At 63.9% G+C, this 25,471-nt stretch carries 18 protein-coding genes and 1 pseudogene; 9 read left to right on the top strand and 10 right to left on the bottom strand.

Annotation, left to right across the window (positions count from 1 at the left end):
* Window positions 1-8: 8 nt before the first annotated feature.
* The gene (locus tag ACQE2J_RS17235; RefSeq protein WP_426936726.1) at window positions 9-1,718 is read right to left on the bottom strand and encodes a sigma-70 family RNA polymerase sigma factor; all 1,710 of its coding nucleotides are present in this window, start codon (window positions 1,716-1,718) and stop codon (window positions 9-11) included.
* A 452-nt stretch (window positions 1,719-2,170) separates the two neighbouring features.
* On the opposite strand from ACQE2J_RS17235, the gene ACQE2J_RS17230 reads away from it, so the two are divergent.
* Window positions 2,171-4,294 carry a SpaA isopeptide-forming pilin-related protein gene (locus tag ACQE2J_RS17230; RefSeq protein WP_426936725.1) on the top strand — a complete coding sequence of 708 codons (2,124 nt, stop codon included), beginning with the start codon at window positions 2,171-2,173 and terminating at the stop codon, window positions 4,292-4,294.
* Between the two features lie 125 nt (window positions 4,295-4,419).
* On the opposite strand, the gene ACQE2J_RS17225 is transcribed toward ACQE2J_RS17230, so the two are convergent.
* Window positions 4,420-4,788: an ArsR/SmtB family transcription factor gene (locus ACQE2J_RS17225; protein ID WP_425119799.1), complete on the bottom strand. Its 369-nt coding sequence runs from the start codon at window positions 4,786-4,788 to the stop codon at window positions 4,420-4,422.
* A gap of 119 nt (window positions 4,789-4,907) precedes the next feature.
* Here ACQE2J_RS17225 and arsB point away from each other — a divergent pair, with 119 nt between their 5' ends.
* The 3 genes and pseudogenes from arsB to ACQE2J_RS17210 all read left to right on the top strand — a co-directional run bounded on the left by arsB (window position 4,908) and on the right by ACQE2J_RS17210 (window position 7,973).
* A complete protein-coding gene (arsB, locus tag ACQE2J_RS17220) occupies window positions 4,908-5,999 on the top strand; it encodes an ACR3 family arsenite efflux transporter (RefSeq protein WP_426936724.1) in 1,092 nt (363 codons plus the stop codon).
* A 2-nt stretch (window positions 6,000-6,001) separates the two neighbouring features.
* Window positions 6,002-6,406 (top strand): annotated as a pseudogene (locus ACQE2J_RS17215) (arsenate reductase ArsC); the annotation flags it as partial.
* A 133-nt stretch (window positions 6,407-6,539) separates the two neighbouring features.
* Window positions 6,540-7,973: an FAD-dependent oxidoreductase gene (locus ACQE2J_RS17210; protein WP_135542181.1), complete on the top strand. Its 1,434-nt coding sequence runs from the start codon at window positions 6,540-6,542 to the stop codon at window positions 7,971-7,973.
* Between the two features lie 170 nt (window positions 7,974-8,143).
* On the opposite strand, the gene ACQE2J_RS17205 is transcribed toward ACQE2J_RS17210, so the two are convergent.
* Together ACQE2J_RS17205 and ACQE2J_RS17200 are read right to left on the bottom strand one after the other, a co-directional pair.
* Window positions 8,144-8,797 (bottom strand): histidine phosphatase family protein, encoded by a 654-nt coding sequence (locus ACQE2J_RS17205; RefSeq protein WP_135542179.1) that lies wholly within the window; start codon window positions 8,795-8,797, stop codon window positions 8,144-8,146.
* Between the two features lie 281 nt (window positions 8,798-9,078).
* Complete coding sequence (locus ACQE2J_RS17200; protein ID WP_135542177.1) at window positions 9,079-11,556, bottom strand: HNH endonuclease signature motif containing protein; 2,478 nt, start codon at window positions 11,554-11,556, stop codon at window positions 9,079-9,081.
* Window positions 11,557-12,263: 707 nt separating this feature from the next.
* Between ACQE2J_RS17200 and ACQE2J_RS17195 the strand changes: the two genes are divergently transcribed.
* The 3 genes from ACQE2J_RS17195 (at window position 12,264) to ACQE2J_RS17185 (ending at window position 16,554) form a co-directional block, all read left to right on the top strand.
* Window positions 12,264-13,469 (top strand): NAD(P)-dependent malic enzyme, encoded by a 1,206-nt coding sequence (locus ACQE2J_RS17195; RefSeq protein ID WP_135542175.1) that lies wholly within the window; start codon window positions 12,264-12,266, stop codon window positions 13,467-13,469.
* Between the two features lie 121 nt (window positions 13,470-13,590).
* A complete protein-coding gene (locus ACQE2J_RS17190) occupies window positions 13,591-14,949 on the top strand; it encodes a hypothetical protein (RefSeq protein WP_135542174.1) in 1,359 nt (452 codons plus the stop codon).
* A gap of 294 nt (window positions 14,950-15,243) precedes the next feature.
* A complete protein-coding gene (locus ACQE2J_RS17185; RefSeq protein WP_426936723.1) occupies window positions 15,244-16,554 on the top strand; it encodes an ISL3 family transposase in 1,311 nt (436 codons plus the stop codon).
* Between the two features lie 122 nt (window positions 16,555-16,676).
* Here the strand turns inward: ACQE2J_RS17185 and ACQE2J_RS17180 are convergent, their stop codons facing one another.
* Window positions 16,677-17,924, bottom strand: a complete 1,248-nt coding sequence (locus ACQE2J_RS17180; protein ID WP_135542318.1) for an SPFH domain-containing protein — start codon at window positions 17,922-17,924, stop codon at window positions 16,677-16,679.
* 443 nt (window positions 17,925-18,367) lie between these two features.
* Between ACQE2J_RS17180 and ACQE2J_RS17175 the strand changes: the two genes are divergently transcribed.
* Together ACQE2J_RS17175 and nagB are read left to right on the top strand one after the other, a co-directional pair.
* Window positions 18,368-19,066: a FadR/GntR family transcriptional regulator gene (locus ACQE2J_RS17175; protein WP_135542315.1), complete on the top strand. Its 699-nt coding sequence runs from the start codon at window positions 18,368-18,370 to the stop codon at window positions 19,064-19,066.
* 88 nt (window positions 19,067-19,154) lie between these two features.
* Complete coding sequence (nagB, locus tag ACQE2J_RS17170) at window positions 19,155-19,937, top strand: glucosamine-6-phosphate deaminase (protein ID WP_135542312.1); 783 nt, start codon at window positions 19,155-19,157, stop codon at window positions 19,935-19,937.
* Window positions 19,938-20,031: 94 nt separating this feature from the next.
* Here the strand turns inward: nagB and ACQE2J_RS17165 are convergent, their stop codons facing one another.
* The 5 genes from ACQE2J_RS17165 to ACQE2J_RS17145 form a co-directional block, all read right to left on the bottom strand.
* Window positions 20,032-20,718: an N-acetylmannosamine-6-phosphate 2-epimerase gene (locus ACQE2J_RS17165; RefSeq protein WP_135542309.1), complete on the bottom strand. Its 687-nt coding sequence runs from the start codon at window positions 20,716-20,718 to the stop codon at window positions 20,032-20,034.
* The gene (locus tag ACQE2J_RS17160; RefSeq protein ID WP_240690099.1) at window positions 20,718-21,878 is read right to left on the bottom strand and encodes an ROK family protein; all 1,161 of its coding nucleotides are present in this window, start codon (window positions 21,876-21,878) and stop codon (window positions 20,718-20,720) included. Before ACQE2J_RS17160 ends, ACQE2J_RS17165 begins: the two co-directional genes overlap by 1 nt.
* The gene (locus ACQE2J_RS17155; RefSeq protein WP_135542307.1) at window positions 21,875-22,792 is read right to left on the bottom strand and encodes a dihydrodipicolinate synthase family protein; all 918 of its coding nucleotides are present in this window, start codon (window positions 22,790-22,792) and stop codon (window positions 21,875-21,877) included. The genes ACQE2J_RS17160 and ACQE2J_RS17155 overlap by 4 nt, the downstream gene beginning before the upstream one ends.
* The gene (locus tag ACQE2J_RS17150) at window positions 22,785-24,449 is read right to left on the bottom strand and encodes a sodium:solute symporter (protein WP_135542305.1); all 1,665 of its coding nucleotides are present in this window, start codon (window positions 24,447-24,449) and stop codon (window positions 22,785-22,787) included. The genes ACQE2J_RS17155 and ACQE2J_RS17150 overlap by 8 nt, the downstream gene beginning before the upstream one ends.
* A 268-nt stretch (window positions 24,450-24,717) precedes the next feature.
* Window positions 24,718-25,410 carry a TetR/AcrR family transcriptional regulator gene (locus ACQE2J_RS17145; protein WP_240690096.1) on the bottom strand — a complete coding sequence of 231 codons (693 nt, stop codon included), beginning with the start codon at window positions 25,408-25,410 and terminating at the stop codon, window positions 24,718-24,720.
* Window positions 25,411-25,471: the final 61 nt, after the last annotated feature.

Here is a 25,471-nt window from a genome sequence, read left to right as displayed (position 1 = left end):
GAGAAGGCTCAGTGACAGTGTTCCCACCAGCCGAAGTAGTGGCAGTGGGATCCCCCGTCACCGTCTTCGCCCACGGTATCCGAGGCGTCGGAAGAACCTGCGTCGGCGGAATCGTCCGAGTCGGACGGGGTGCCTGCGTCGGCGGAATCGTCCGAGTCGCTGGAACCATCCGAGGCGGCAGAGGTCTCTGCGTCTGACTCCGTGGGCTCCGGTCCCGGATCACCCGCAGTCGTCGGTCCCTCGGTCGGTGCAGGGTCGGCAGCATCGGTGATCGGCGGAGGCGAGGACTCATCCGCCTCCTCGGCGGGCTTCTGCTCTTCGCCCTCCTCTGCCGGCTCATCCCGATCACCCGGAGCCTCTGCCGGCTCATCACCCGGAGCCTCCGCACGTTTATCGCTCGGAGTCCCTGCCGGCTCATCGCTCGGTGCAGATGGCTGGTTCTCCGCTTCAGGGACCGGCGTTTGAGCGTCTTCCTGCGGGTCCGGAGAATGCCCATCGTGTGCGTCCGGCACCGCCGCCTGCGGCGAAGAGGTCGGAGGAGAAATCGGTAGTGGTGCGGGCGCGGGTGCCGAAGAAGCTTCCGCCGCAGCGGCAGGACGAGGGGCGGAATCGTTCTGCAGATCCACCAGAGTGACGGTGCCGGCGGCGATGGCAGCGGTGGCAGCGATGCTTGCGAGAGCGACTTTGAGTGTCGACACTCCGGCTGCGATCCCCGCACCGCCGCTCCCGGAGCTTCCCGCGCCTGCGGCGCCCACGCCGCTCTTCGAGCCTCCGATGAGTGCGCTCGAGTGTGGCTCAGAGGCGCCCGCTCCCATCTGAGCCCCGGATTCGGCCTTCAACGTGCTCGTTCCCGTCAGCAGCACGCCGCCCTTCGGGAAATGGCCGATCTCGATGAGCGCGGCGGCGAGTACGGCAGGCGTGATCCATGCCTGGAACGTCGTGTTGAGGCTGCGGAGTCTGAAGGACTGTCGACGGCAGTGACTGCACTGACTGAGATGAGCCTGGATCGCCTCGGCGCGTTTCGGGCTCAGCTGATGGCGCACGAAGCGCGCGAGGTCGGCGGAGAACTCCGCACATTCCGGTGGACTCGGCTCGACGTGCTGCTGCAGGTATGCGGCGCGAAGCCCTTCTCGGGCGCGCCGAAGAAGCGAGCTGAAGGAGTTCGGGGACAAGTCCATCGATGCGGCGGCATCGGCGGTCGGTACGCCGTCGATGTCGATCAGTGTGAGCGCGCTCTGCCACGCATCGGGGAGCCCTCTGAACGCACGGCCAAGCTGGTCTCGCTCAGCCACCTCGGCGGCGTGGTCGCTCGGTTCGGGGCCGGCGAGGAACGTCAGCACCTCGGGTTCAACGGTCGTGGTGGCACGGGTCGTCGCTGAGCGCCGGTACGACTCAGACCGCACAGCGGCCATGAGGTAGGGCTTGAACGACTCTTCGGGACCCGCACCCCGTCCCCAGGCGCGCCAGATCTTGGCAAAGGCTTCGGCGACGGCATCCTCGGCTCGACCGCGTTCTCTGTTGAGGCGCAGTGCGAAGTGCAGTGCGGGCAGTCGATGCCGGGCATAGAGCTCACCGAAGGCCGCCCGTCCTGCTGAGGAATCGGGCCGATGGTGACGGATGCGGGCACAGAGTTCGGCGTCAGTGAGTGTGCTGCTCGAGTGCGCAAACCCGGCTGAGGACGGGGAACCGTCGGCCTGAGACGACAACGCCTCGGTCATCGGCCCGGTGCCTCAAAGCAGCGGTACGGACGTCGTTTTCGAGTATTCATATCGGGGACCTCGACTGTGATTCGGGGAACAGTTCCGGGGTATTTCGGGGGAATGCTGAAACTGTACAGCAGGAATTCTCGGCTTCCCAAACACTGGCGCCTCGGCGGGCGGCGACAAGGTTCAGGGCCCGTGCGGCGGAGAAAAAACTTTTCTCGACTCGCGAACGAATGCGGCCGGTCACGGGTCTCAGTCTATGGAGAGGTCAAGACCCAAGGCCGCTCCATGCCCGAGCCGGCGGCTGTACAACAGCCGATTCGGGTCCCCTCCGAGTCCCGGACTCACCGAGGTGGCCCTGCGGAACCACGTGGCTGCAGGGCCACCTCACACCACTGCCAGTGCATCCCCTCGCCTGTCGTTCGCAGAACGCCGAGGCGGCGGGACCGTTCCGAAGGAGCAACTCCTTGTCCCTGAAACGACATCCCCTCACGAAGCACGGAGCCGCGATCCTCGCGTCGTCCGTTCTCGCTTCGTTCGCATTCCTCGGCGCGGCCGTCTCACCCGCGCAGGCGGCCCCCGAACCACAGCCGAACCCCTCCTTGGCAGACAAGTGCGGTCTCGACATCGGGGTCGTCCTCGACCTGTCGAATTCCCTGTCCGATCGTGATGTCGATGATTCGAAGGCTGCGGCCAAGGCTGTCACCGAGGGACTGGCCGGAACTCCGAGCAGAGTGTCCGTCAACACTTTCGCGACCTTCGGACCCGATGGCACCAATGACCCGATCGCCAGCACATCTGTTGCAACCTCTGACTCCGTCGGCGAGCTCAACGACCGGATCGATGCACTCCGGCGAGTTCCGCAGGACGCTGGAGGCACGAACTGGGACCGGGGGCTCGGACAGCTCGACGGAACGAGCCATGATCTGGTGCTGTTCGTCACCGACGGCAAACCCACGGCCTACGGTGTGCCGGGATCCGAGAGGGGCAACACCGACCGCGGTACGCGAACTGACCAGATCGACATCGACAAGGCCATCGATTCGGCGAACGCGCTGAAATCCGAGGGGACCAAGGTCGTCGGCCTCGGGGTGGGCAGTGAGATCAATGAGGACAACATCAAGTTGGTCTCCGGCCAAACAGCAGGCGACGACTACTACGTGATCTCCGATTACTCCGCACTGACCAAACAGCTGCGCGAGATCGCCACGAAGAGCTGCCGCGGCACACTCAATGTCACGAAGCTCATCGATCCCGGAGTCGGCGACCACGGAGAGACGAAGAAGCATCCCGGCGAAGGCTGGGCGATCTCGTCTCCGGATGCGGTGGACGGGGCCGAGAAGACCACGAACGCCGACGGTACCGTGAGCTTCAAACTGAAGACTCCTGTCGACGGAGTGCAGGCCACCGAAAAGCAGCAGGTAGGCTACCGGCTGCAACAGCAGTCCGGTGCGAACGCGGTCTGCACCGCAGACGGACGTGAAGTCGACGCGAAGAACATCGCTGATGGATTCCAGCTGACTGAAACTGTCGGCATGGACGCGATCGTCACCTGCCAGATCATCAATGAGCAGATTCCCGGGGCGCTGAGCTGGAAGAAGGTCGATGAGGACGGCAAAGCGCTCGCGGGTGCTGAGTTCATCTTGACCGGGCCGAACGGCAAAGACTTCGTCGTAACCGACAACGGCGACCTCGACGCCGACGAGGCTGCCGGACAGTTCGAAGTGTCGGACCTGGCCTGGGGCGACTACACCATCAAGGAGACCAGCGCTCCCGAGGGCTATGCACTCTCGGATGAGACGCAGACGGTGACGATCAGTGGCGAGAAGCGGGACGTGACGTTCTCCGACATCGTCAACACGAAGAACACCGGTGCCGATGCCGATCCGGACGGCGATGCCTCCGCAGATCCAGATGCAGAAGCGTCGACCGACCCGAACGGTGACGATGAGGCATCGCAAGAGTCTGACGCTGACACCGCGGCTGACCCTGATGCGGACACCGCGGCTGACCCTGATGCGGACACCGCGGCTGACCCTGATGCGCACACCGCGGCCGACCCGGATGCCGACACCGCGGCCGACCCGGATGCCGACGCCGCGAGCGACCCGGAGGCTGGTTCGGACGCGGATACCGCGAGCGATCCGGATGCGAAAGCATCGACTGATCCTGACGCTGATACCGCGGCCGATCCGGACGGGAATGTCTCGACTGACCCGGATGCGAAGGCATCGACTGACCCAGCGGCGGACACTGCGGCCGATCCTGACGCCGACACGTCGACCAATCCTGAGGGGAAAGCGTCGACTGACCCGGCGGGGGAGGCCTCAACCGATCCCGAGGGGCGTGAAGATGTCTCGACGAATCCCGCCGCGGACAGTAACGCGTCGAGCGCATCGGACGGTGGCACCACCTCGGCCGATGGGTCTGCGAGTGACAGTAACGCAAACGGTCACGGCAATGGCAATGATCATCTGCCGCGGACAGGTGCTGCCGGGGTTGTGACGTTCGGCCTCCTCGGCGTGCTTCTCATCGGGGGCGGAATCGCTGCTGTCCTCGTCTCGAGGCGACGGAAGACCACCCCGATGTGATGAAGTCTCGAACCTGAGATGAGAACGGGGGCGGAGCCGAACTGATATCGGCTCCGCCCCTGTGCACTCGGGGACCGTTGTCGGCGGCCCCGGTCGACGTTCGGTCCGGTGAGACTTTCAGCAACTCAGTCTGGTTGCGGTGTCCTACTCGGGGACAGGAATGACGCCAATCTGCTCAGGGTCTCCGCCTCCAGCGAGTAGTACGACCAGATTCCGCGCTTCTCGCGACGCAGGACTCCCGCGTCGACGAGGATCTTCAGGTGGTGGGACACCGTGGGCTGACCGAGACCGACAGGGTCGATGAGGTCGCACAGGCAGGCCTCCTGATCGTCGTGCGCGGCGACAAGGGACACCAGCTGGAGCCGGGTCGGGTCGGACACGGCTTTGAGTGTGCGGGCGAAGTCCTGGGCGTCGTCGCGGCTCAGAGGCGCAACGGTCAGCGACGGGCAGCAGGTGTCCGAAGCGATGTCTGGGTCGGGGTGTACAAGGCTCACACCACCATTATGCCTACATATTGACAGTTGTCGATGCGTTGTGTTTCGATCGTATCGATGAACTTCAATGTGTCTGCGGTGAGTCCCGCCGCCCGACCGACTCTTTCCCAGGGAGAGCGATGACCTCCACGACGACCGCGCATACAGCCTCGCCGGTGGCTGCGAAGCTTTCGACTCTTGATCGATTCCTGCCGGTTTGGATCCTCGTGGCCATGGGTGTCGGCCTCCTCCTCGGCAGGATCATTCCCGGTCTCGGGGCCGCACTGGACTCCGTTAGAATCGCTGATGTGTCTCTGCCGATCGCGGTGGGCCTGCTCGTCATGATGTATCCGGTCCTGGCTAAGGTCCGCTTCGACGAGACAGGGCACGTGCTCGCCGACAAGAGGCTCATGGTCACCTCGCTGATCATCAACTGGTTGGCCGCGCCCGCGTTCATGTTCGTCCTCGCATGGCTTTTCCTGCCCGATCTCCCCGAGTACCGCACAGGGCTGATCATCGTCGGTCTTGCTCGATGCATCGCCATGGTCTTCATCTGGAACGATCTCGCCTGCGGTGACAGAGAAGCCGCCGCGGTGCTTGTGGCGATCAACTCAGTGTTCCAGGTGCTGGCCTTCGGACTCCTCGGTTGGTTCTACCTGCAGTGGTTGCCCGAGCTTCTGGGTCTGCCGACGACCAGCAGCGAGTTCTCGTTCTGGGCAATCACTCTCAGCGTCCTCGTCTTCCTCGGCGTCCCTCTCATTGCGGGGTTCCTCACCCGCACGTTCGGGGAGAAGGTCAAGGGGCGGTCCTGGTATGAAGAGCGCTTCCTCCCCAAGCTCGGCCCGTGGGCGCTCTACGGTCTGCTCTTCACGATCGTCGTGCTCTTCGCGCTCCAGGGTGACGAGATCACCACTCACCCGAAGAACGTTGCTCGCATCGCCTTGCCGCTGCTCGTCTATTTCGTCAGCGTCTTCGCCATCGGGATGGTCGTCGGCCGTGTGCTGAGGCTCGGATACGAGAAGACAACGACCTTGGCGTTCACTGCAGCAGGCAATAATTTCGAACTGGCCATCGCCGTTGCGATCGGCACCTACGGTGTGACTTCCGGGCAAGCGCTGGCGGGCGTGGTCGGACCGCTGATCGAGGTGCCCATCCTCGTCGGTCTCGTCTATGTGGCGCTCTGGGCTCGTCCGCGATTCTTTCCATCCAGCGCTGAACGGCGAGCGATCTGAGCATGAGTCCAACACCGTCGAGGAAACCACGCGTGCTGTTCGTCTGCGTGCACAACTCGGGCAGATCGCAGATGGCGGCAGGTTTCCTCCACCACGCGGCCGGTGACCTCGTTGAGATCCGGTCCGCCGGCAGCGAACCGGCAGATTCGCTCAACTCCACTGCAGTTGCGGCGATGACCGAAGTCGGCGTCGACATCACGGACAACCGACCCGCGCTTCTTGCCACTGAAGACGTTCGCGCGTCCGATGTGGTCATCACCATGGGCTGTGGGGATGCCTGCCCTGTCTTCCCCGGCACGAGATACGAAGACTGGACGCTCGACGACCCCGCCGGGCAAAGTCTCGACGCCGTCAGGAGAATCCGCGACGAGATACGCTCTCGCGTTGAGGCTCTCGTGACCGAGCTTGCTCCCGAGGCCGAGATCGCTCCCGAGGCCGAGATCGCTCCTGAGTCCGTGCTTGCGCCCGTGCCCGAGCCTGCCGGCCCTGCCTCGGATGGCCATCGAAACACATCGACATCAAACGCCGAGGAGGCGCCTCATGTCTGAAACCACTCGCGATGAACTGCCGGTAGCCGTCATCGGCGCCGGACCTGTCGGGCTGGCTGCCGCCGCGCACTTGGTCACGCGAGGTCTTCGGCCGCTGGTGTTCGAATCGGGCCCTGCTCCAGCTTCGGCTGTCTCGGAGTGGGGACACATCGGGCTGTTCTCTCCGTGGAAGTACAACGTCGACCATGCGGCACGCGGTCTCCTGGAAGCCGCTGGTTGGAGCGAACCAGACGGAGACTATCTGCCTACCGGTGAAGAGCTGGTCACGGACTATCTCAAACCGTTGGCCGAGACTCCCGAGCTGCGCACGACCATCAATTTGGACTCTCGAGTCACAGCCGTGAGCCGAATCGGCAAAGACCGGACTCGAACGCCGGGCCGAGATGAGACGCCCTTCCTCATCCGCACTGAGAAATCGGATGGGACGGTGTCCGAACACTACGCGCGTGCGGTCATCGATGCTTCCGGTACCTGGCAGACACCGAACCCGATCGGGCGGGCCGGTCTGCCTGCCTTCGGTGAAGATCGGGCCCGCCGGGAAGGGACCGTCACCTCAGCTCTGCCAGACGTGCTCAACCGCGACCGTGCGTGGTTCGCCGGCAAGCACACAGTAGTCGTCGGTGGGGGCCATTCGGCAGCAAATACGCTGCTGGCTCTGGCCGAACTTCGCGAACGCGAACCGGATACTCGCATCAGCTGGGCGATCAGGGGCGCAGACCCAGCCAGTGTCTACGGCGGAGAGGACAAGGACGGTCTGCCTGCTCGCGGAGCTCTCGGCTCACGGCTGCGGCGCCTCGTCGAGACCGGAGTGATCGACGTGCATACGTCGATGACGATCACGGAACTCCGCGGTGATGATGGTGTCACGACCGCGGACCTCAGCGGTGATGACGGTCTCACGATCATAGCCGCGACGGACGAAGGCCCCGTGAAGCTCCATGCCGATCGGGTCGTCCCGGCCACAGGCTTCCGGCCCGACTTCGGGTTCCTTCGAGAAATCCGACTCGACCTTGATCCCGTCGTCGAAGCGCCACAGGAACTCGGCCCGCTCATCGACCCGGAGTTCCACAGCTGTGGCACCGTCCCACCCCACGGTGCTCGAATGCTCTCCCACCCGGAGAAGGACTTCTACATTGCGGGAATGAAATCCTACGGTCGAGCTCCGACCTTCCTGATGTTCACCGGGTACGAGCAGATTCGCTCCATCGTCGCCGCGATCGCGGGGGACCAAGACGCTGCCGACCGAATCGAGCTCGTTCTGCCCGAAACAGGCGTGTGTTCAGCCGATGTCGGTTCCTCGTGCGACAGTCCGTCGGAAGAGGAAGGCGTCGAGTCGACCGGATGCTGCGGACCGGCCGAGCCTGTCGTGATCGGAATCCCCACAGGACTGAGGCACGGTCGTTCGGGCGAAAGCGAAGCGAAATAGAGGTCTCGCCGACAGTTGAAGGCCCCGGACCAGCTCATGAGCAGAGACGCCCCGCCGGCCGGCTGCGCAACGACCGTGTTGACACTTCGATACTTCGGCGCCTCAGCACCCGGCACCCCGGCGCCCCAGCACCCCGGCACCCCAGCGCCTCGGCACCCGGCGCTTCAGCCTCAACGGTAGGTTGCGTCCTGCGGAGCCTGGTGGCCGTGGTCGTTGAAGGAGATGAGGCTGGTGCCGCCGCGGCCGGTGATGATCTTCGTGATGCCGGTGTTGATGGTCACCCGGTTGAACGCCATCCACTGGTCGAAGCCGGCACCGAGCAGTCGAGCGGCCGTCCACGCGATGGCGCCGGCACTGGAGACGACGACCGTCGACTCGCCCGAACCCATTGCGGCGACAGCATCGTCGAGGGCCCGATCGACTCGTGAGGTGAACTGAGTGTAAGTCTCCGAATAGTCCTCGTCATGCTCACCGGAGGCCCAGCGGGCACAGCCGCGTTCGAGTTCAGCTTGAAAGACTTTTGAGTCGTATTTCGCCCGCGGGTCGGTCTCGGGCAGAACCCCGGTGATCTCCCACGCACTGTATTCATTCCAGCCGGCATCGACACGGGTATCGATCGTCATGCCCAGTCCCTCGAGAAGCCCTTCGGCCGTCTGCCGCTGCCGCAGCATCTCACCGTGGATGAGCCTGTCGGGAGCTACACCTTGAGCCGCGAGGAACCGGCCGGTGACGCGGCTCTGCTCCTTGCCGAGATCGGACAGCCGATCGTAGTCGTCGGTACCGAACGAGGCCTGTCCGTGTCGGACCAGATAGAGCACACTCATCTTCACTCCTGCTTCATAAGGCAACACATCGAAACGTTTTCGGGGATGCTGATACTTCTCAACATATCCGCTGGCGGGAGTTCTTCTAGCCCAATCTCAAATTTGTGGTGCCTCCGCGAAGAAGATGCGCCAGATATTTCAGCGGTGCTTCGTCCCCGACCGCGCGTGCGCAGCTAGGCGAATGGGCCGGGCCAGGCGAATGGACCGGGTTAGGCGAGCAAACACGGCCAGACGAGCGGACAGGGCCAGACGAGCGGGCACAGTCAGACGAGCGGACACGGTCAGAACGGTGGGGGATCGGCCTCGAGGTCGTGGTCCCAGTTGACCTTCGTGGGGACATAGCGGTGGTCCCACGGGTCGTTCGCCCCGGAGACTTTGGATTTCGTCGTGCGCTTGGGCCGTGAGGCGACGGCGGTGGGGTCACTGGGCTCATGGGACCCGTTGGTATCACTGGGTCCGTTGGGGGCACTAGGTTTGTTGGGGTCGAAGTCGACATCCTCGTCGTCGATTCCTGAAAGACGGCGGCATTTGATGATTCGGGCATACCGGGCATTCCCGGTCAGCTGCTTCCTCGCCGCAGGGTCGGAACCGGCGGGGAGGCAAGGTTGGAAGACAGCACTCTCCCAGTTGAGGCAACGTTCGAGCATCAGCCGCCGCCGTGCAGCCTGACCGTTTTTGTAGGCCCGTGTCAGACGTTGCTGCCGTGCCTCTCGCTCCTCTTTGAGACGCTTCGCCTCGTCGCGCTGGCGAATCGTCGACTCTCCGGGCATGAGTTCGAGCACCTGTGGTGCTGGCGGAACCATGCTCTTGGGCAGACTCCACCGCCTGAGGCGGACCTGTGCCAAGGCTTCGAGTTCGAGAGCTTGGGCAATGTTGATCGGCTGGTCGGGAGCTGTCACCTTGGCCGAGACTCCGTGCCGGAACTTGTAGTCGACCTCTCCGGATTTGGGCATAGTCACGCCGTAGCGACCGGCGGTCTTCAACGCATGGTGCTTCTTGCACAGAGGATGAAGGTTGCCGAACCGAGTGAGCCCTCCCCTGCTGGGATTGAGGTGGAAGAACGGGATGACGTGGTCGATCTCCGCCTTCTCGGCCCGGCGCGAGCAACCAGGGACGGTGCAGACCGTCCATTGTTCGACCAGCGTCCTGCGCAGGTCGTTGGGAACCTGGTAGCTCGTCGCCTTTGCATCGAGCGGGGTGCCGGTGGCGGGGTCAGTGAGGATCCGTTGGATGGACTTCGACCGTCCAGCGATCATGCGTGCCACCTCGGCGGGCATGGGTGAGCCATCAGCGAAGGTGCCGGGCAGCTCTGAGTCTCCGGTCAGTGAGAGGAACGGTACGGTCGCGACCGTGGCGGCCTGACTGGCCAGCCACTGTTGGTTGGTGGGCATGCGCACCTTCACCCAGTACTCGGCCGGGCCGAGCTCGTCGACGCTGTCGCTGTCGCCGTTGCCGCCGCGGGTGGGGCTGGCGACGCTGTCGCTGTCGCCGCTGCCGCTTCCGCTGCTGTTTCGCGTGGGTGCGGCGGCGCGGAAAGCGGATCCGGTGGCACGGTCGGACGGGGAAGCATCGTCGTCCGCAACCTCATCGGCTACGGTCTTGGCGAAGTCGGCGAGGCCGTCCTCGGTGTCGATGCCGGGAATCATCTCGCCATCGGCGTCGAGCAGAGAAGCTTCTTTGGTCACCTGAAAACCGGTGACCGGGTCGATGGACACGACCTTGACGCTCAGCTCAGGTACGGGGCGGACGAACAGGTCGTACTGGAGCTGGTCGATGGACCGCTCATCGCTGATCGCCATGCCGACGGGCAGATTGAGAGCTGACCTGTTCTTCCCGTGGATGGTCAGCGCCATGGCCTGGATGCGGTTGTAGCAGGCGAAGATCTCAGCCGAAGGGCCGTTGACGGTGAGGCAGGCCGAGCCGTCTTTGAACCCCTCGACGTCGACGCGGCGTCGCTTCGCCGCAATCTCGGTCATGGCGACGGGAGGAACGAGCAGGCTGATCATCTTCGCCAGCGCCCGGCGGAGGGTCTCGCAGGTGATGTCCGCGCGCTTTGTGGCGAGGTACTCGTCGAGCTTGGGAAGGAATTCGAAGGAGACCGTCACGCACAGCTGGGTGACCACCTCGACGTGTGCTTGGGTGAATTCGCCTTTGCGGACGCGGTCAGCGAATCGGGGAAGACCGTAGAAGATCGTCATCGCACCCGACAGCTGACGGTACGTGCGCGCACTGTTCGTACCGAGGACCGTCGAGATCTCGACGAGGTCCTCCGACAGCACGTTGTCGTAGACCCACTGCGCGAACCACGCCTTAGGGTCGAACTCGGGGAAGTCGGGCAGCTCCTCCTCTGCGGCCTTCTCGGCTGCTTTCCGCTGGGCGCGGGCGAACTCGGCGTCATAGAGGTCGACTTCAGCCTTGGTGCAGGCGGCTGTTTTCCTGCGAGCGTCCCGTTGACGGCGACCCGCCACATCGCCTTCGGTCTGCGTCTCATGACGGCGACGTTCCAAGGTTCCGGCGATCGTTGCGCATCGGAACGGCTCCGAACCTTCGGGCACGGCGAACTCCGAGTTGAGAAGGACCTGCTCGAGCACCGTTGCCGAAGCCGATTCGAGGACTTCGAAACGGGCGCGATCGGAGGCCGCGGCCGCCTCGGCGAAGTGGGACATGTTCGATTCGAGCCGGATGGCATAACGCGGCGAGCAGCCGGATGCCGCTGCCTCGTCAGTGCTCGACGGAGCCGAGCCTGTGGTGCCCTTCATTGCGATTTCACCTGCCTCAGACCTCATTGTCGGAGAAGTGGAGCTGAATTGAAAAGCTGTTATTACTATGGTAAACGATCAAACAATGGTACACAATAGAAAAGTGAGAAATTGTTCGAATGTTTCTCGATTCCCAATGGCCAGTGATTCCGTTGTCCGATCATTTTCGCATCCGGCACTGACATGACATTGAAGCTGTGATCGACGCAGCCGCAGTCTCTGCCCGCCGTGCGCCCGGCCTGCTCGGCACCGCCGCCATCGCCCCCGGACCTCGGCCTAAAGGTCTAGAGAACATGCCACCGAAAAGGAGGGCAACCTCGGCGAGGGGAGGGATTTCAGGTGAAATGGGTCACCTCATCGGTTATGCTGATCGGGTTGCCGGATGCGACCCATGAGGTCGACACTCGCCCCCATGCGAGCCGTATCCGCACAGCGCGCACCTGCGGCGCCCTTCACCTAGGGTCTGCACCACAGGACGCGCCGACGTCACCGCACCATCCTTCACTGGTGACCAGTTCTTCGTCCGACCGCCTCGGCGAGCCCACTTCCGGCTCATCCGAACTCACCGTGGCTCAAGCGAGCCCGCACGGATTCATGTGAACTCATCCGAGTTCCGCCGACGCTGCGCCGCCACTGCCCGCGGTCAGACGATCACTGCCGGCAACGACGAATACGCCCTGTCGCCGCATCAACCACGAGGATCAATCATGACGACCACCGCCGAAAACTCCACCGCTTCGGGCCAGAACGCGCCGACTCCCATCACCGATCAGGAGATCTTCGCCGCGCACGAAGGCGGCAAGCTGTCCGCCGAGCTGACCAGCCCGCTGCAGACCCAGCGCGATCTCTCGATCGCCTACACGCCGGGCGTGGCCAAGGTCTGCACCGCGATCAAGGACGAGCCGCAGCTCGCGCGCACCCACACCTGGACGGGCCGCCTCGTCGCGGTCATCTCCGACGGATCGGCCGTGCTCGGGCTCGGTGACATCGGTCCGGCCGCCTCGCTGCCGGTGATGGAGGGCAAGTGCGCCCTGTTCAAGAGCTTCTCCGGCCTCAACGCGATCCCGATCGTGCTCGACACCAACGACACCGACGAGATCGTCGAAACCATCATCCGCATGGCTCCGACCTTCGGTGCGATCAACCTCGAGGACATCTCGGCCCCGCGCTGCTTCGAGATCGAGGACCGGGTCAAGGAGGCCCTCGACATCCCCGTCATGCACGATGACCAACACGGCACCGCCGTCGTTGTCCTCGCCGCGCTGACGAACGCGTTGCGGGTGGTGGAGAAGTCCTTCGACTCCGTCCGCGTCGTCGTCTCCGGTGCCGGTGCTGCCGGCGTGGCCGTGGCAAAGATCCTCGCCGACGCCGGGGTGAAGGACATCGTCGTTCTCGACTCGAAGGGCATCGTCGAAGCCGGCCGGTCCGACCTGTCCGAGACCAAGCAGGCGATCGCCGGGTCGACGAATCCGCGCGGGATCTCCGGCGGGATCGGCGAAGCCCTCGACGGTGCCGACGCCTTCATCGGAGTCTCCGGCGGCACCATCGCCGAGGCGCACCTGGAGAACATGGCCGACGACGCAGTCATCTTCGCGCTGTCGAACCCGAACCCCGAGGTGGTCCCAGACATCGCCGCCAAGTACGCCACCGTGGTGGCCACCGGACGCAGCGACTTCCCGAACCAGATCAACAACGTCCTCGCGTTTCCCGGGATCTTCCGCGGCGCGCTCGACGCCGATGCCGACGAGATCACCGATGACATGAAGCTCGTCGCCGCTCGTGCGATCGCCGATCTCGTCGGTGATGACCTGGCACCCGGTTATATCGTGCCCGGTGCACTCGATTCCCGTGTCGCTCCGGCCGTCGCCGAGGCGGTCGAGAAGTCCGCGCTCGAAGCCATGGCCACCCGCTGACGTCTGGTGGTTCAACTCTGCCTGTGCGGGTTGGTGACGGGTTTTTAGAGGGGCCTGACGCCAGCCCGCACTATTTCGCGTAGATTCCTTAGTTTGCGGGAACATGAATGAAGGGAGTTCCGTGATTCTGCCAGTAGTTGTGGGTGCCAGTGCGGCAGTAGCGCTCAAGGTCGTGTTCCTGGTAGCCAGGATGTCCTGGCCAGACAACTACTTCGACAGCTCTGATAGAGCGAAGCATTGGGTGGTCGAAGCTCCTCTAAAAGTTCTTGTGTGGCGCCTGGTGCCTTTTGGTCTTGCCGCCGTATTCCTAGTTGCAGTGGCCCACGAACTAGAGACTGACGTCAGCCTTGCGCTGTGGGTGTTTTACTTTGGCCACATCGCAACCACGAATTTTCTTTCACTGTTTTCGGCATACTCCAGACATTCAGGGTTTGTTGTCCAGGGTGTTTATTTGCTTGGAATATCCATCTCCTTGGCTGTAGTCGTGGGGGCTCTGGACTGGGGGCGTCCGAATCTTGACAGTGTTGTCCCAGAGGCGAAATCGCTGGTACAAGGGTTTTGGACGGCTGTATGTGTCGCCATTCTGTTTGCTGTGTTCAAGGCTATAACTCTGAGCCGTGGTACTGGTGGCGGGCGTGCCGGTTCGTTGAGTCAGCTCAAAATTGACGATTATTATATTGGGTATTTAGCAAAATGTGCTTTCGAAAATAAGGCAGATTTGCCGTTGCTTCTTGCTATGGTTGCGCATGAGTCGAGTAATCGCCCAAAATTTCTTCGACAAATTGAATTATTTCTGTTCAAGTATTCGTTTCCTGTTTTGGTCCCGCGGACACTGGGCATTGCGCAGCAGTCGATTGAAAGAGCGGGATCTTGGCGAAATCGTTGGCGAATTCGATTGAACGAAGTTGATCGCAAGTCTCTGGAGCGAGTCAGTAGACAATATTCGGGAGTTGTTATTCCGGATGGTGAAGTGAAATTTGGAGTCTACCAAGTGAAGGCCCTCGCGAATGCTCATAACGAAGGCTCGTCAAACATCTCTGCTGTCGCGAAAATTTATGAAGACTTCTTCCTCGGCGAAAACGCCGTGATGGCGGCCATTCAAACGACTTTCGAAGATGACGTGCATGGCGTAATTGCCGAGGGGCGTAACTTTCGTGGTGATCTAGAACCAGCGGCGTCTGTTGAAGTGAATGCTCCTTGGGCGGTACGTTATGGTGACAATTGCTACGTCCAGTTCAAAGTTTCGCGTTTTGATGTGGCGGCTGTGGTCGTTAGTTCAATTTCAAGCATTAGTTCGCGACCAAGTCCTATCGCCCATACATTTGGCGCAGGTAGCCGAGAATTCGAGAATGGCCTGTTTGAAATTCCAGCCGTTGGAATGGGAATGAAATTGAGCGTCGTTGACTACGAAAACCAGCGGCGGTGGGTCGCGGCCCTGTCGTTTGATGCCGATCGAGACTATGTCACTGTCTACGAATAATGGGCCGCTGATTGCGCTCAAGTCCTTGTCTTGAAGGTTTCCCCGACCTGGGGCGGGCGCGTGCCGCGTTGGCGGTGTCAAAACGCCGGAAGCCAGAATGTTGGACTGGGTGCGGAACGCTTTTAAATCTGTTGTTGGGCGTGTGGTCGGACAAAGTGGTGCGCCGGTTAAGGGGCTCTTCGTAATCGAGAGTGTGGGTCAGGGATTTTCAGACACGGCGAGTCGCTGCTCAGATAGGCGTCGAGGTCTTCCGATGATGGAAGTTCTCACACCGTCCATCCGAAAGACCTCGACGTGGCCAAGCCTACTTTCTCGACGCCTGACCTCACGACCTTCTGCAGACTCAATGACCTCGATCTGACCTGCACCGGCCAACACATCACCGGGCACAAAGCCATTCTGGAATGCCGTCCAAACACTGCTGATGACTGGTGCCGACGATGTGGTGGTCACGGGATCGTTCGCGATACCGTCGTCCGCCAGCTGGCCCACGAACCTTTCGGCCACCGACCAACCACGCTTCACATTCGCCTCCGCCGTTACAAGTGCGTCGAGTGTGGCCGCGTCTGGCGTCAAGACACCACAGCTGCGGCGCCACCACGAGCGAAGATCTCGCGAACCGGCCTCGACTGGGCGTTGCGTGCTCTCGTGATCGATCACGACACCGTGTCCGTCATCGCTGCGAAACTCGCCGTGTCCTGGCACACCGCGAACTCCGCCGTCCTCGCCGAAGGTCAGCGGTTGTTGATCAACGACCCGACCCGTTTCGACGGGGTCAGCGTCATTGGTGTCGACGAGCATGTATGGCGGCACACCCGGCGTGGTGACAAGTACGTCACCGTCATCATCGACCTCACCCCGATCAGCGAGGGAACAGGCTCGGCACGTCTGCTCGACATGGTGGCTGGCCGTTCGAAGCAGGTGTTCAAACAATGGTTGAAAGACCGACCGAAAGAATGGCGTGAGGGCATCGACGTCGTCGCGATGGACGGATTCTCCGGCTTCAAAACAGCCTCAGCTGAGGAGCTGCCCGACGCTGTCGAAGTCATGGACCCCTTCCACGTCGTCAAACTCGCCGGTGATGCCCTCGACGAGGTACGTCGCCGAGTTCAGCAGGAGACAACCGGCCATCGCGGACGAGCAAAGGACCCGTTGTACCGGGCAAGAAGAACTCTTCACACGGGCAGCAGCTTACTCACGACCAAGCAGCAGGAAAGAATCGCGAACCTCTTCGCTGACCCGAACTTCACCGAAGTCGAAGTCACCTGGGCCGTCTACCAAGACATTGTCAGCGCTTACCGAACCGCGGACCGCAAAGAGGGCAAGAGACTCTTGCAAACGGTCATCGACGCCCTGACAACGAATCTGCCACCCGAACTTGTCGAGCTCAAACGGTTAGGACGAACGTTGAAGCGTCGAGCTGCTGATGTGCTCGCATTCTTCACCCGACCGGGAACGTCGAACGGTCCCACTGAAGCGATCAACGGCAGACTCGAGCATCTACGCGGGTCCGCGCTGGGATTCCGCAACCTCACGCATTACATCGCGAGGTGTCTGCTCGAGTCCGGTGGCTTCAGACCGGTTCTACACTCTCAATTACGATGAGCCGGTTAAGGGTTTTCTGAGACTGAAATGGGCGGATGAAAAGCGTTTTCATCCGCCCATTCTGAAGGAACTGATCTCCTTGGTGGGAATGCACCGTGCGCCGAGGTGGGGCCGGCTTGGTTCTACTGCTGAGGGTTCTGACCGCGTTTGCGGTTCAGCCACTGCTGAGCGGCGGCCTGGACCGGTGAGTTCGGGGGTGTGTTCGGCTGCGGAGGAACTCCACCTTGACCGTAGCCCTGTCCGGAATCCTGCCCGTAGCCTTGCCCGGCGCCTGGACCGTAGCCCTGGCCCTGAGCCGAGCCCTGGTCCGTGGACGGTCCGGAACCCTGCCCGGAATGGCCGCCGGAGTTGCCTCCTGCGCCGCCATCGTGGCTGCGCCCGGAGTCTGCTTCGGAGCTGCGGTGTGAGCGATTGTCCGAGTCGTTGCGGTTGGTCGGCGCCGGCAGGTGCGAACCGTCCTGGGCGGCGTTGGCGGTGAACAGGGCGGTCCTGATCTCCTGGCCCATCTCACCCAGGCCGCCCGGGTTCGAAGGCATGAACAGCACGTTCGACCGGCCCTCCTGTGCGACGTTCTGCATCGTGTCGAAGTACTGGGTCATCATCAGCAGCTGCTCGGCGGTGCGGTCGATGCCGACCTCCTGCAGCAGCGCGTACTGCTCGGCGATGCCGTTGGCAATCGCCTTGCGCTGAGCGGCCACACCCTCACCGTGCAGACGCATCGCCTCCGATTCGGCCTGTGCCTGAGTCACGCGCTTGATCTTGTCGGCCTCGGCCAGGGACTGCGCTGCGACCTTGTCGCGCTGGGCGGCGTTGATCGAGTTCATCGATTCGCGCACCCGCGGATCCGGGGTGATGTCCGTGACCAGAGTGCTCACGATCTTGAAGCCGTAGCGCTTCATCGACTCGGACAGACGGCGCTCGACGTTCTCAGCGATGTCGTCCTTCGACTCGAACGCGGTGTCCAGGGTCAGTCCCGACAGTGCCGAGCGGACCGTGTCGAAGACATACGAGCGGATCTGCTCCTCGGAGTTCGCCAGGCGGTAGTAGGCGTCGGCGACATTGTCCTCTTCGACGACGTACTGGACCGCGACCGGAACGGTGACGAAGACGTTGTCCTTCGTCTTCGACTCGATGTTGACCTCGAGCTGTTGGACCCGCAGCGAGATCGGCTTGCTCGTCGTTTCGATGAACGGCACCTTCGTGTTCAGTCCCGGCCTCGCGACCTTCTTGAACTTGCCGAACCGCTCGACGACGACGTTCTCCTGCGTCTTCACCGTGAAGAACATGCTTGTTCGCAGCTTCCCGAACAGCAGAATGGCGATGACGACGATGACGATGACTACGGTGATGAAAACCGCCGCTCCAGTCATGAGTGCTCCTTGCGTCGTGATTGTCGGCCGCACGGCGACCGCTGATGTCTACCACCCTAGTTGTCATCTCTGGCCACGTATATGACAAGGCACGACGTATATGACAGGGCAATGCGCAGATGACAGAGCAGGCAGCGGACTCGGCAAGGCTGCCGGCAAGGGCACCAGGTGTCGGTCTGCCGGGCGGCAAGGACACCAGGTGTCGACCTGCCGGGCGGCAAGGACACCAGGTGTCGACCTGCCGGGCGGCAAGGACACCAGGTGTCGGTCTGCCGGCGCGGCCGGGCGGCAAGGACACCATGAGTCGGTCTGCCGACGCGGCCGGGCGGAGGCGGATCGACAATGGGACGGCCGACCGTATCGAATGTGAAACAGACCGCCAACACATCTGATGTCAGACGTATACTGGAGGCTCGGCAAAGAACCAACGGCAGAAGGTGCTCATGACGGAGGCGACAGCGGGCGATCGGAAGGTGACGACCTCCGACAGGATCAAGGATCTCATCCTCTCAGACGGACTGAGCCCCGGGGACCTCCTGCCCACCGAAGGCGAGCTGTGTTCCCGCCTCGGTGTCTCTCGATCGAACGTGCGCGAAGCCATCCGCAAACTCTCCACCCTCGACATCGTCGACGTCCGCCACGGGCACGGCACCTACGTCGGCGAGATGACCCTCGAGGCACTTGTCGAAGCCCTCGTCTTCCGCGGAGTGCTCAGCCCCGGTGACGACCTCGACGCGCTGCGCGATGTCGTCGAGGTCCGCAAGGCCCTCGACCATGGAATGTCCGAGCAGATCGTCAACGCCATGCGGGGAACTTCGAATCCGGATCTGCGGGCCCTGGTCGATGAGATGACCGCGCTGGCCGACGCAGGCAAGACTTTCCCGCACCAGGATCGCGCCTTCCACACAGGGCTGCTCGCTCAGCTGAGCAACTCGCTCGTCGGCCAACTCGTCGCAGCGTTCTGGGACGTCCACACCGCAGTGCTGCCGAAGCTCAACGTTGCGGTGGCCGCTGATCTGAAGCAGACGGCGGAAGCGCACGGACTCATGCTTTCCGCGGCGGAATCCGGGGACGCCGAGGCCTTCCGCGCCGCGATCACTGCCCACTACGAGCCGATCATGCGCGCCCTCGAGAAGAAGTGATTGACTGAGGACATAGAACTGTACTCGGGCGAAGACGTCGAAGCAGACTCACGACATCGCAGCGGATGCCGAAACCGAAGGAGACCTCATGGAAGTTGTCATCGCTGATGAGCACACGCTGGCCGGGCTGGCCGCGGACGCGATCGAGTGTCTGCTGCGCGAGCAGACCGCGCCGGTCCTCGGGCTCGCGACCGGATCGAGTCCGCTGCGCATCTACGATGAGCTGGCTCGGCGCCACGACAGTGAGGGCCTGTCCTTCGCCCACGCCCAGGCGTTCATGCTCGACGAATACGTCGGCATCGCCGCTGACCACCCGGAGCGCTACCGCAATGTCATCGATACGGAGATCGCAACCCGCGTCGACTTCGCCGAGGGGGCAGTCCACGGTCCCGACGGAACCGCAGATGACTTGGCGGCCGCCTCGGCGGATTATGAACGGATGATCGCCGAGGCTGGCGGAATCGACCTGCAGATCCTGGGCATCGGCACCGACGGCCACGTCGCGTTCAACGAACCCGGATCCTCACTGGCTTCGCGGACGCGGGTGAAGTCACTGACGAATCAGACGCGGGTCGACAATGCGCGGTTCTTCGACGGCGATGTCGAGCAGGTGCCGAAGCTGTGCCTGACGCAGGGGATGGGGACGATCATGGAGGCCAAGCACCTCATGCTCATCGCCACCGGCGGGAACAAGGCCGAGGCCGTGCATCAGATGGTCGAGGGGCCGATCTCGGCGATGTGGCCGGCGACCGTACTGCAGATGCATCAGCACGTTACGGTGATGCTCGACGACGCCGCGGCCTCGCGGCTGCAGCTCGGCGACTACTATCGCCACGCGTACGAGAGCAAGCCTGCCTGGCAGAATCTCTGAACAGGGCCGGCCTTCGACCGCTCGGCAGAGCCTGTGAGAGCCCTGACCCCGGTCAGAATTCTCCGCTCAGCCTTCTACGCTCAGCCCTTTCCGCTCAGCTTTCGAGCGCCTCGGCGAACCATGAGGTGATCGTGGTGGGGTGAGTGATCGCGGTTCCCACGACGACCGCATCGGCGCCGGCTTCATGCGCGGCCGCGGCATGGGCGGGGGTGTGGATCCGGCCTTCGGCGACGAGCATCGCAGGCAGCTCGGCGGAACGGATCTCGCTGATGAGTTCGAGGTCGGGGCCGTCGCTCGGTACGCGCTCGCCCGAGTATCCTGCCAAGGTGGTGCCGACGATGTCGGCGCCGGCCTCAGCCGCGGCGCAAGCATCGTCGAAACTGCCGCAATCGGCCATGACCAGGGCGTTCGTCTGTTCGTGGAGACGTGAGACAGTCTCGACCAGGCTCAGCCCGTCCGGCCGTTCCCGCCGGGTTCCGTCGATGGCGACGATGTGGGAACCGGCCAGCGCCACGGCATAGGCGTGCTGGAACGTCGGGGTGATGACGACCCCGTCCCTGCCGTCCTTCCACAGCCCGATGACGGGCACCTCGACGGCTGAGCGGGAGGCCTGAATGTCGCCGAGACCCTGCACCCGTACGGCCGTCGCACCGCCGGCCACCGCTGAGGCCGCGATCTGCGCCATCGTGGTCGGATTCCGCATCGGCTCACCCGGATAGGCCTGCACGGACACGATGAGTCGTCCGCGCAGCGTATCGAGGATCTCGATCTTCGACAGCATCAGTGAGTCTCTTCCTTCTCGTCGCTCCGTGGGACTCGTTCGGTGTGCTGCGGGATCGGTCCAGCACCCCACAGCCCGGCCGCGCCGATGAGGGCGGCATCCTGCCCCAACTCTGCTTTCCGCAGCTCGATCTCGGCGGTGGCGGGGATGAGCTCGACGGTCATGGCCTCGCGTAGGGGTGCCCACCACGTGTCGTCCATATCGGCGAGGCCGCCGCCGATGACGACGACCTCGGGGGAGAGGACATTGACGATCCCGCCGAGCGCCGCGCCCAAGGCTCGTGCGCCCGTGTCGAAGGCACACACGGCAAGTGTATCTCCCGCCGAGGCGGCCGCCGCCAATTCGCGAGTGCTGGCAGGGACGGACGGTGAAGGAATTCCAGCCGGGTTGTGGGCGGAAGCAGGGGAGGAGGGACCGGAGGCCGCAACTGCCGCCGAGGCCGGTGAGGCCGGTGAGTCGTCGCCTCGCAGGAGTCGCTGATAGGTGGCGAGGATCGCCGGGCCCGAAGCGATCGCTTCGAGGTGCCCGGTCCCGCCGCACGGGCAGAGCAGCCCGGCCGCGGCCGAAGATGGCACATGCCCGATATGTCCGGCTGCCGAATTCCGACCGGTGAGCAGACTCCCGCTGATGATGGCCCCGCCGCCGATGCCGGTCCCGGCCGCGACGAGCAGCGAACTGCTCATGCCGCGGGAGGCGCCGGCAGCAGCCTCACCGAGGGCATGGGCGTGGACATCGTTGACGGCCCGCACCGGCTGTCCCGTGCGGGATTCGAGCTCGGCGGTCAGCTCGGTGCCGGCCCAGCCGGCCAACGACTCCGTCGCCGAGACCACAACACCGGTCGCAGGGTTGATCACCCCGGCCGAAGCAACGCCGATCCGCCAGTCGAGGTTGACCGAAGAGCGTGCCACACGGGCCGAGTCGCCACCGACGGAGCCCGCATCGGCCAGCCCGCTGCCGGCGGCCGAGTCGGCCGCACGGGAAGCCTGCGCTTCCGCGATGACGGCGGCGACCACCTCGGCGACGGTGTCGAGCACCGCCGCCGCCCCCTCGGCTGCAGGCGTCGGCGCGCCGCGCACATGCCTGAGCACACCGCCGATGACGGAGCCGGCACGGATCTTCGTGCCTCCGATGTCGACGGCGACGGTGGCGGGCAGAGTCACAGCAGCCCTGCGGCGCTGACGAGCATGCGGACCTTCTCAGTCTCTGCGGCATTGAGCGACTCCATCGGCTCGGCCATCGTGTTCGAGGAGATGACGCCCATGAGCTGCAGCGCGGTTTTGAACCCGCCGAGACCCGCTGCGCCGGCCGACACCCGCCCCGGGGTCGCCGCACCGGTGATGTCGAAGAGTCGGGCCACACGATCCTGCTCGGCGGCCACGGTCGACCAGTCGCCGGACTTCGCCGCGTCGAAGATGCGCACGTAGCCGGCGGGGTCGACGTTGCCGAGGCCGGGGACGATTCCCGCCGCACCGCCGAGCATGGCCCCGTCGGTGACGACCTCGTGTCCGGTGAACACGGCAAAGTCCGGCAGGTGCTTCGTCGCCAGCAGCAGGCGACGGAAGCCCACGTCGTCACCGGAGGAGTCCTTGACTCCGGCGATGACGCCTTCCTCGGCGAGACGGACGAGGACGTCGAGCGGCATCTTCATATGCGTGCGCACGGGCACGTCGTAGGCGAAGACCGGCACGCTGACATGGGCGGCGATTGCCCGCAGATGGCGCTCGACTTCGGCGGCGTCGGACAGCGCGTAGAACGGAGTCGTCACGACGGCGGCGTCCCCGCCGATGGCCAGCAGCCGGTCGGCTTCCTCGAGTACGCGGACCGTCGTCTGTTCGCTGATGCCCACGAGCACGGGCACCCGCCCGGCCGCGGCCTCGAGTGCGGTTTCGAGCACGAGGTCACGTTCGGCGTTGGAGAGGTAGGGGACCTCGCCCGAGGATCCGAGCACGAAGATGCCGTGCACGCCGCCGGCGATGAGGTGATCGACGAGGGCGGCGAGTCCCGCCCGGTCGATGTCGCCGCCCGCGGTGCGCGGGGTGAGCAGCGGGGGGATGATTCCGTGGAAGTCAGTCATGGTCGTGTCCTTGCTTGTCGTTCGTTTTGACTGCCGTCGAGGCGGCCCTCGAATCGGTCGGATGCGATCCGATCGACGGGGCCGAGTTCGCGGTGGCCGCGGAGGCGGCGACCGCCTCGACGGGGTTGGTGGGGACCCTGCGGGTGTAGGCGGCGCGCTTGGCGTAGATCGTCAGCGGCAGCACATCGTGGCCGCTGCGGCGGCCGAAGGTGCCGGTGAGCAGCGAGATGAGGTAGCCGAAGATCATAGCGCCGATGAAGGCGACCGTGGAGACCGCAAACGGGGTCAGTCCGGCCCGCTCCTGGACGAACCAAGCCAGTCCTGCACCGACGACGAGCCCGGCGAGCACACCGGAGGTATTCGCGCGTTTGGTGAAGATGCCGAGTGCGAAGACGCCGGCGAGCGGGACGCCGAAGAGCCCGGTGATGGACAGGAAGAGATCCCAGGTCTGGGCCTGATCGGTTGCCGAGAGGTAGAGCGCGACGGACACGGACAGGGCGCCGACGATGACGATGACGGCGCGGGAGAAGCCGACGCCGGTGCGGGCCTGGCCGGTCTTGGGTGGGAAGAAGCGGTCGCGGATGTCCACGGTCACGCATGCGGAGATCGAATTGAGGCTCGAGGAGATCGTCGACTGTGCGGCGGCGAAGATCGCGGCGATGAGCAGTCCGGAGACTCCTGCCGGCAGCGCGGTGACCGCGAAGTACGGCACGAGCGCCGAGGTGTTGAACCCCTCGGGCAGGGCCTGCGAATGCTTGTAGAAGCTGAAGAGAACGGTGCCGATCCCGTAGAACAGGGGGATCGTCAGCAGGGCGAGGAAGCCGTTGACGATGAGCGAACGTGCTGTCGACTTCGGCGAATCCGTGGTCTGGTAACGCTGGACGACGTCCTGGCTGGCCGTGTACTGATGCAGGTTGTTGAAGACTGAGCCGAGGAAGACGATCGGGATCGCCGCGGCGGCTCCGCCGAACTTCCAGTTGTCTGCGGAGATGAACTTGTCGTTGGCGGCGGCGTCAGTGACCACGGTGGCCAGGCCCCCGTCGAGGGCCATGATGCCGAAGACGAGGATGACGGCGGCGCCGACGAGGAGGATGATGCCTTGGACGACGTCGGACCAGATGACGCCTTCGATGCCGCCGAGGAAGGTGTAGACGACCGAGAGCACGCCGACGGCTCCGGCGACCAGCGCTGGGTTGATGTCGGTGACCGAGCTGATGGCCAAGGTCGGCAGGTAGATGACGATGGCGACGCGGCCGATATGGAAGAGGACGAAGAGAACCGAACCGATCACGCGGATGCTTGGACCGAAGCGCTCCTCGAGATACTCATAGGCCGTGGTGACATCGAGCTTGCGGAAGAAGGGGATGTAGAAGATCACCAGCAGCGGGACGATCGCGAAGATCGCGATATTGCCGGCCGCATAGGACCAGTCGGCGAGAAAGGCCTGCTCGGGCGTGGACATGTAGGTGATCGCCGACAGCGTCGTCGCATAGATCGAGAAACCTGCCGCCCATGCCGGGATCCGTCCGCTGGCCTTGAAGAACTCCTCTGTTCCTCCGCTGGCTCGCCGGGTGAACCAGACCCCGATACCGAGGGTGGCCAAGAGGTAGATGATGATCACGGCCCAGTTGAGGCCGCCGAGTCCCGGAGCGTCCATGCTCCCTCCTCACGTGAAGTTCGTAGGGGACCGGTGAGAGCGTCGAGTCCCGACTGACACATAGGACGTCTGATGTCCTATGTTATGAATCTACGGGAATGTGCGGTACGGCACAACCCTCGCCGAGGTGGCAGCTCGGTTTCGCAGGAAGGCGCACCGGGCGATCGTGCCGTGGAGGTCCTGATGAGGCGCGAGTTGCTCAGTCGTGGAGACCCTGGTGGGGTGCGAGTCTGCTCAGCCGTGACGTCCTGGCGGTGTGCGGGTGTGCTCAGTCGTGGGGGACGTGGACGTCGATGGTCAGTTCCGGCTTCGTCTGCGGGCGTTCGTCCGCGGGGAACGAGTCGACGATCTGATCGACGAAGGGCTGGAGGAAGAGTCGGCCCATCTGGCGGACCATGACGGTGACGACCTGCTCGACGCGATCGCGATCCGTCGAGGCGAGCCCACTCGAGCGCATCGAGTCGACGCTCTGACGTGAGAGCCGGGAGAGGCGAGTGATGAGAGTGCGGGACTCGGGATCTTCGAGGAGCTCGCGACGCAGATAGCTGACGATCAGCGGATTCTGCTCCAGCATGCGCGCCACAGCTGCGTCTCGGCCGGCTGCCCCCGCCACGGAATCGTGCGCGGCGGCATCGGCGCCGGCGATCGCGGACTCGAACAGGTCGACGATCCAGCTCTCCACGGCCTCACGCAGCCCGTCTTTGGACCCGAAGTGGTGGGAGATCAGTCCGATCGCCACACCCGCCTCGGCGGCGATGGCGCGCAAAGGGGTCCCGGCGAAGCCGAAGCTCGCGAACTGATGCAGGGCGGCATTGCGGATGCGGGCGCGGCTGGTCAGGTCCGCTGTCGCGGGGTCGGCTTGCGTGGGAGCCGCTGCCGCTTGCGTGGGAGGGGTCGCCGAATCGGGGAATTCGGAATCGGCGTCAGCGTCTCTGCTGCCCGGATGCGGCGGCATACTCATGTCTTCACCCCTGTCGTCGGCGTCCATTCTCGCAGACCTCTTCCGGCCTCGATCTGCCGTG

This window comes from Brevibacterium sp. LE-L (assembly GCF_050214925.1).
Taxonomy (GTDB): domain Bacteria; phylum Actinomycetota; class Actinomycetes; order Actinomycetales; family Brevibacteriaceae; genus Brevibacterium.
This window is presented reverse-complemented; position numbering and strand designations above follow the sequence as displayed.

What these genes read in the sequence shown, in the direction of transcription:
- ACQE2J_RS17235 (WP_426936726.1), bottom strand. Translation starts at nt 1,718, where the DNA reads ATGACCGAGGCGTTGTCGTCTCAGGCCGACGGTTCCCCGTCCTCAGCC.
- arsB (WP_426936724.1), top strand. Translation starts at nt 4,908, where the DNA reads ATGACCTCCACGACGACCGCGCATACAGCCTCGCCGGTGGCTGCGAAG.
- ACQE2J_RS17210 (WP_135542181.1), top strand. Translation starts at nt 6,540, where the DNA reads ATGTCTGAAACCACTCGCGATGAACTGCCGGTAGCCGTCATCGGCGCC.
- ACQE2J_RS17205 (WP_135542179.1), bottom strand. Translation starts at nt 8,797, where the DNA reads ATGAGTGTGCTCTATCTGGTCCGACACGGACAGGCCTCGTTCGGTACC.
- ACQE2J_RS17200 (WP_135542177.1), bottom strand. Translation starts at nt 11,556, where the DNA reads ATGAAGGGCACCACAGGCTCGGCTCCGTCGAGCACTGACGAGGCAGCG.
- ACQE2J_RS17195 (WP_135542175.1), top strand. Translation starts at nt 12,264, where the DNA reads ATGACGACCACCGCCGAAAACTCCACCGCTTCGGGCCAGAACGCGCCG.
- ACQE2J_RS17180 (WP_135542318.1), bottom strand. Translation starts at nt 17,924, where the DNA reads ATGACTGGAGCGGCGGTTTTCATCACCGTAGTCATCGTCATCGTCGTC.
- ACQE2J_RS17175 (WP_135542315.1), top strand. Translation starts at nt 18,368, where the DNA reads ATGACGGAGGCGACAGCGGGCGATCGGAAGGTGACGACCTCCGACAGG.
- nagB (WP_135542312.1), top strand. Translation starts at nt 19,155, where the DNA reads ATGGAAGTTGTCATCGCTGATGAGCACACGCTGGCCGGGCTGGCCGCG.
- ACQE2J_RS17165 (WP_135542309.1), bottom strand. Translation starts at nt 20,718, where the DNA reads ATGCTGTCGAAGATCGAGATCCTCGATACGCTGCGCGGACGACTCATC.
- ACQE2J_RS17155 (WP_135542307.1), bottom strand. Translation starts at nt 22,792, where the DNA reads ATGACTGACTTCCACGGAATCATCCCCCCGCTGCTCACCCCGCGCACC.
- ACQE2J_RS17150 (WP_135542305.1), bottom strand. Translation starts at nt 24,449, where the DNA reads ATGGACGCTCCGGGACTCGGCGGCCTCAACTGGGCCGTGATCATCATC.
- ACQE2J_RS17145 (WP_240690096.1), bottom strand. Translation starts at nt 25,410, where the DNA reads ATGAGTATGCCGCCGCATCCGGGCAGCAGAGACGCTGACGCCGATTCC.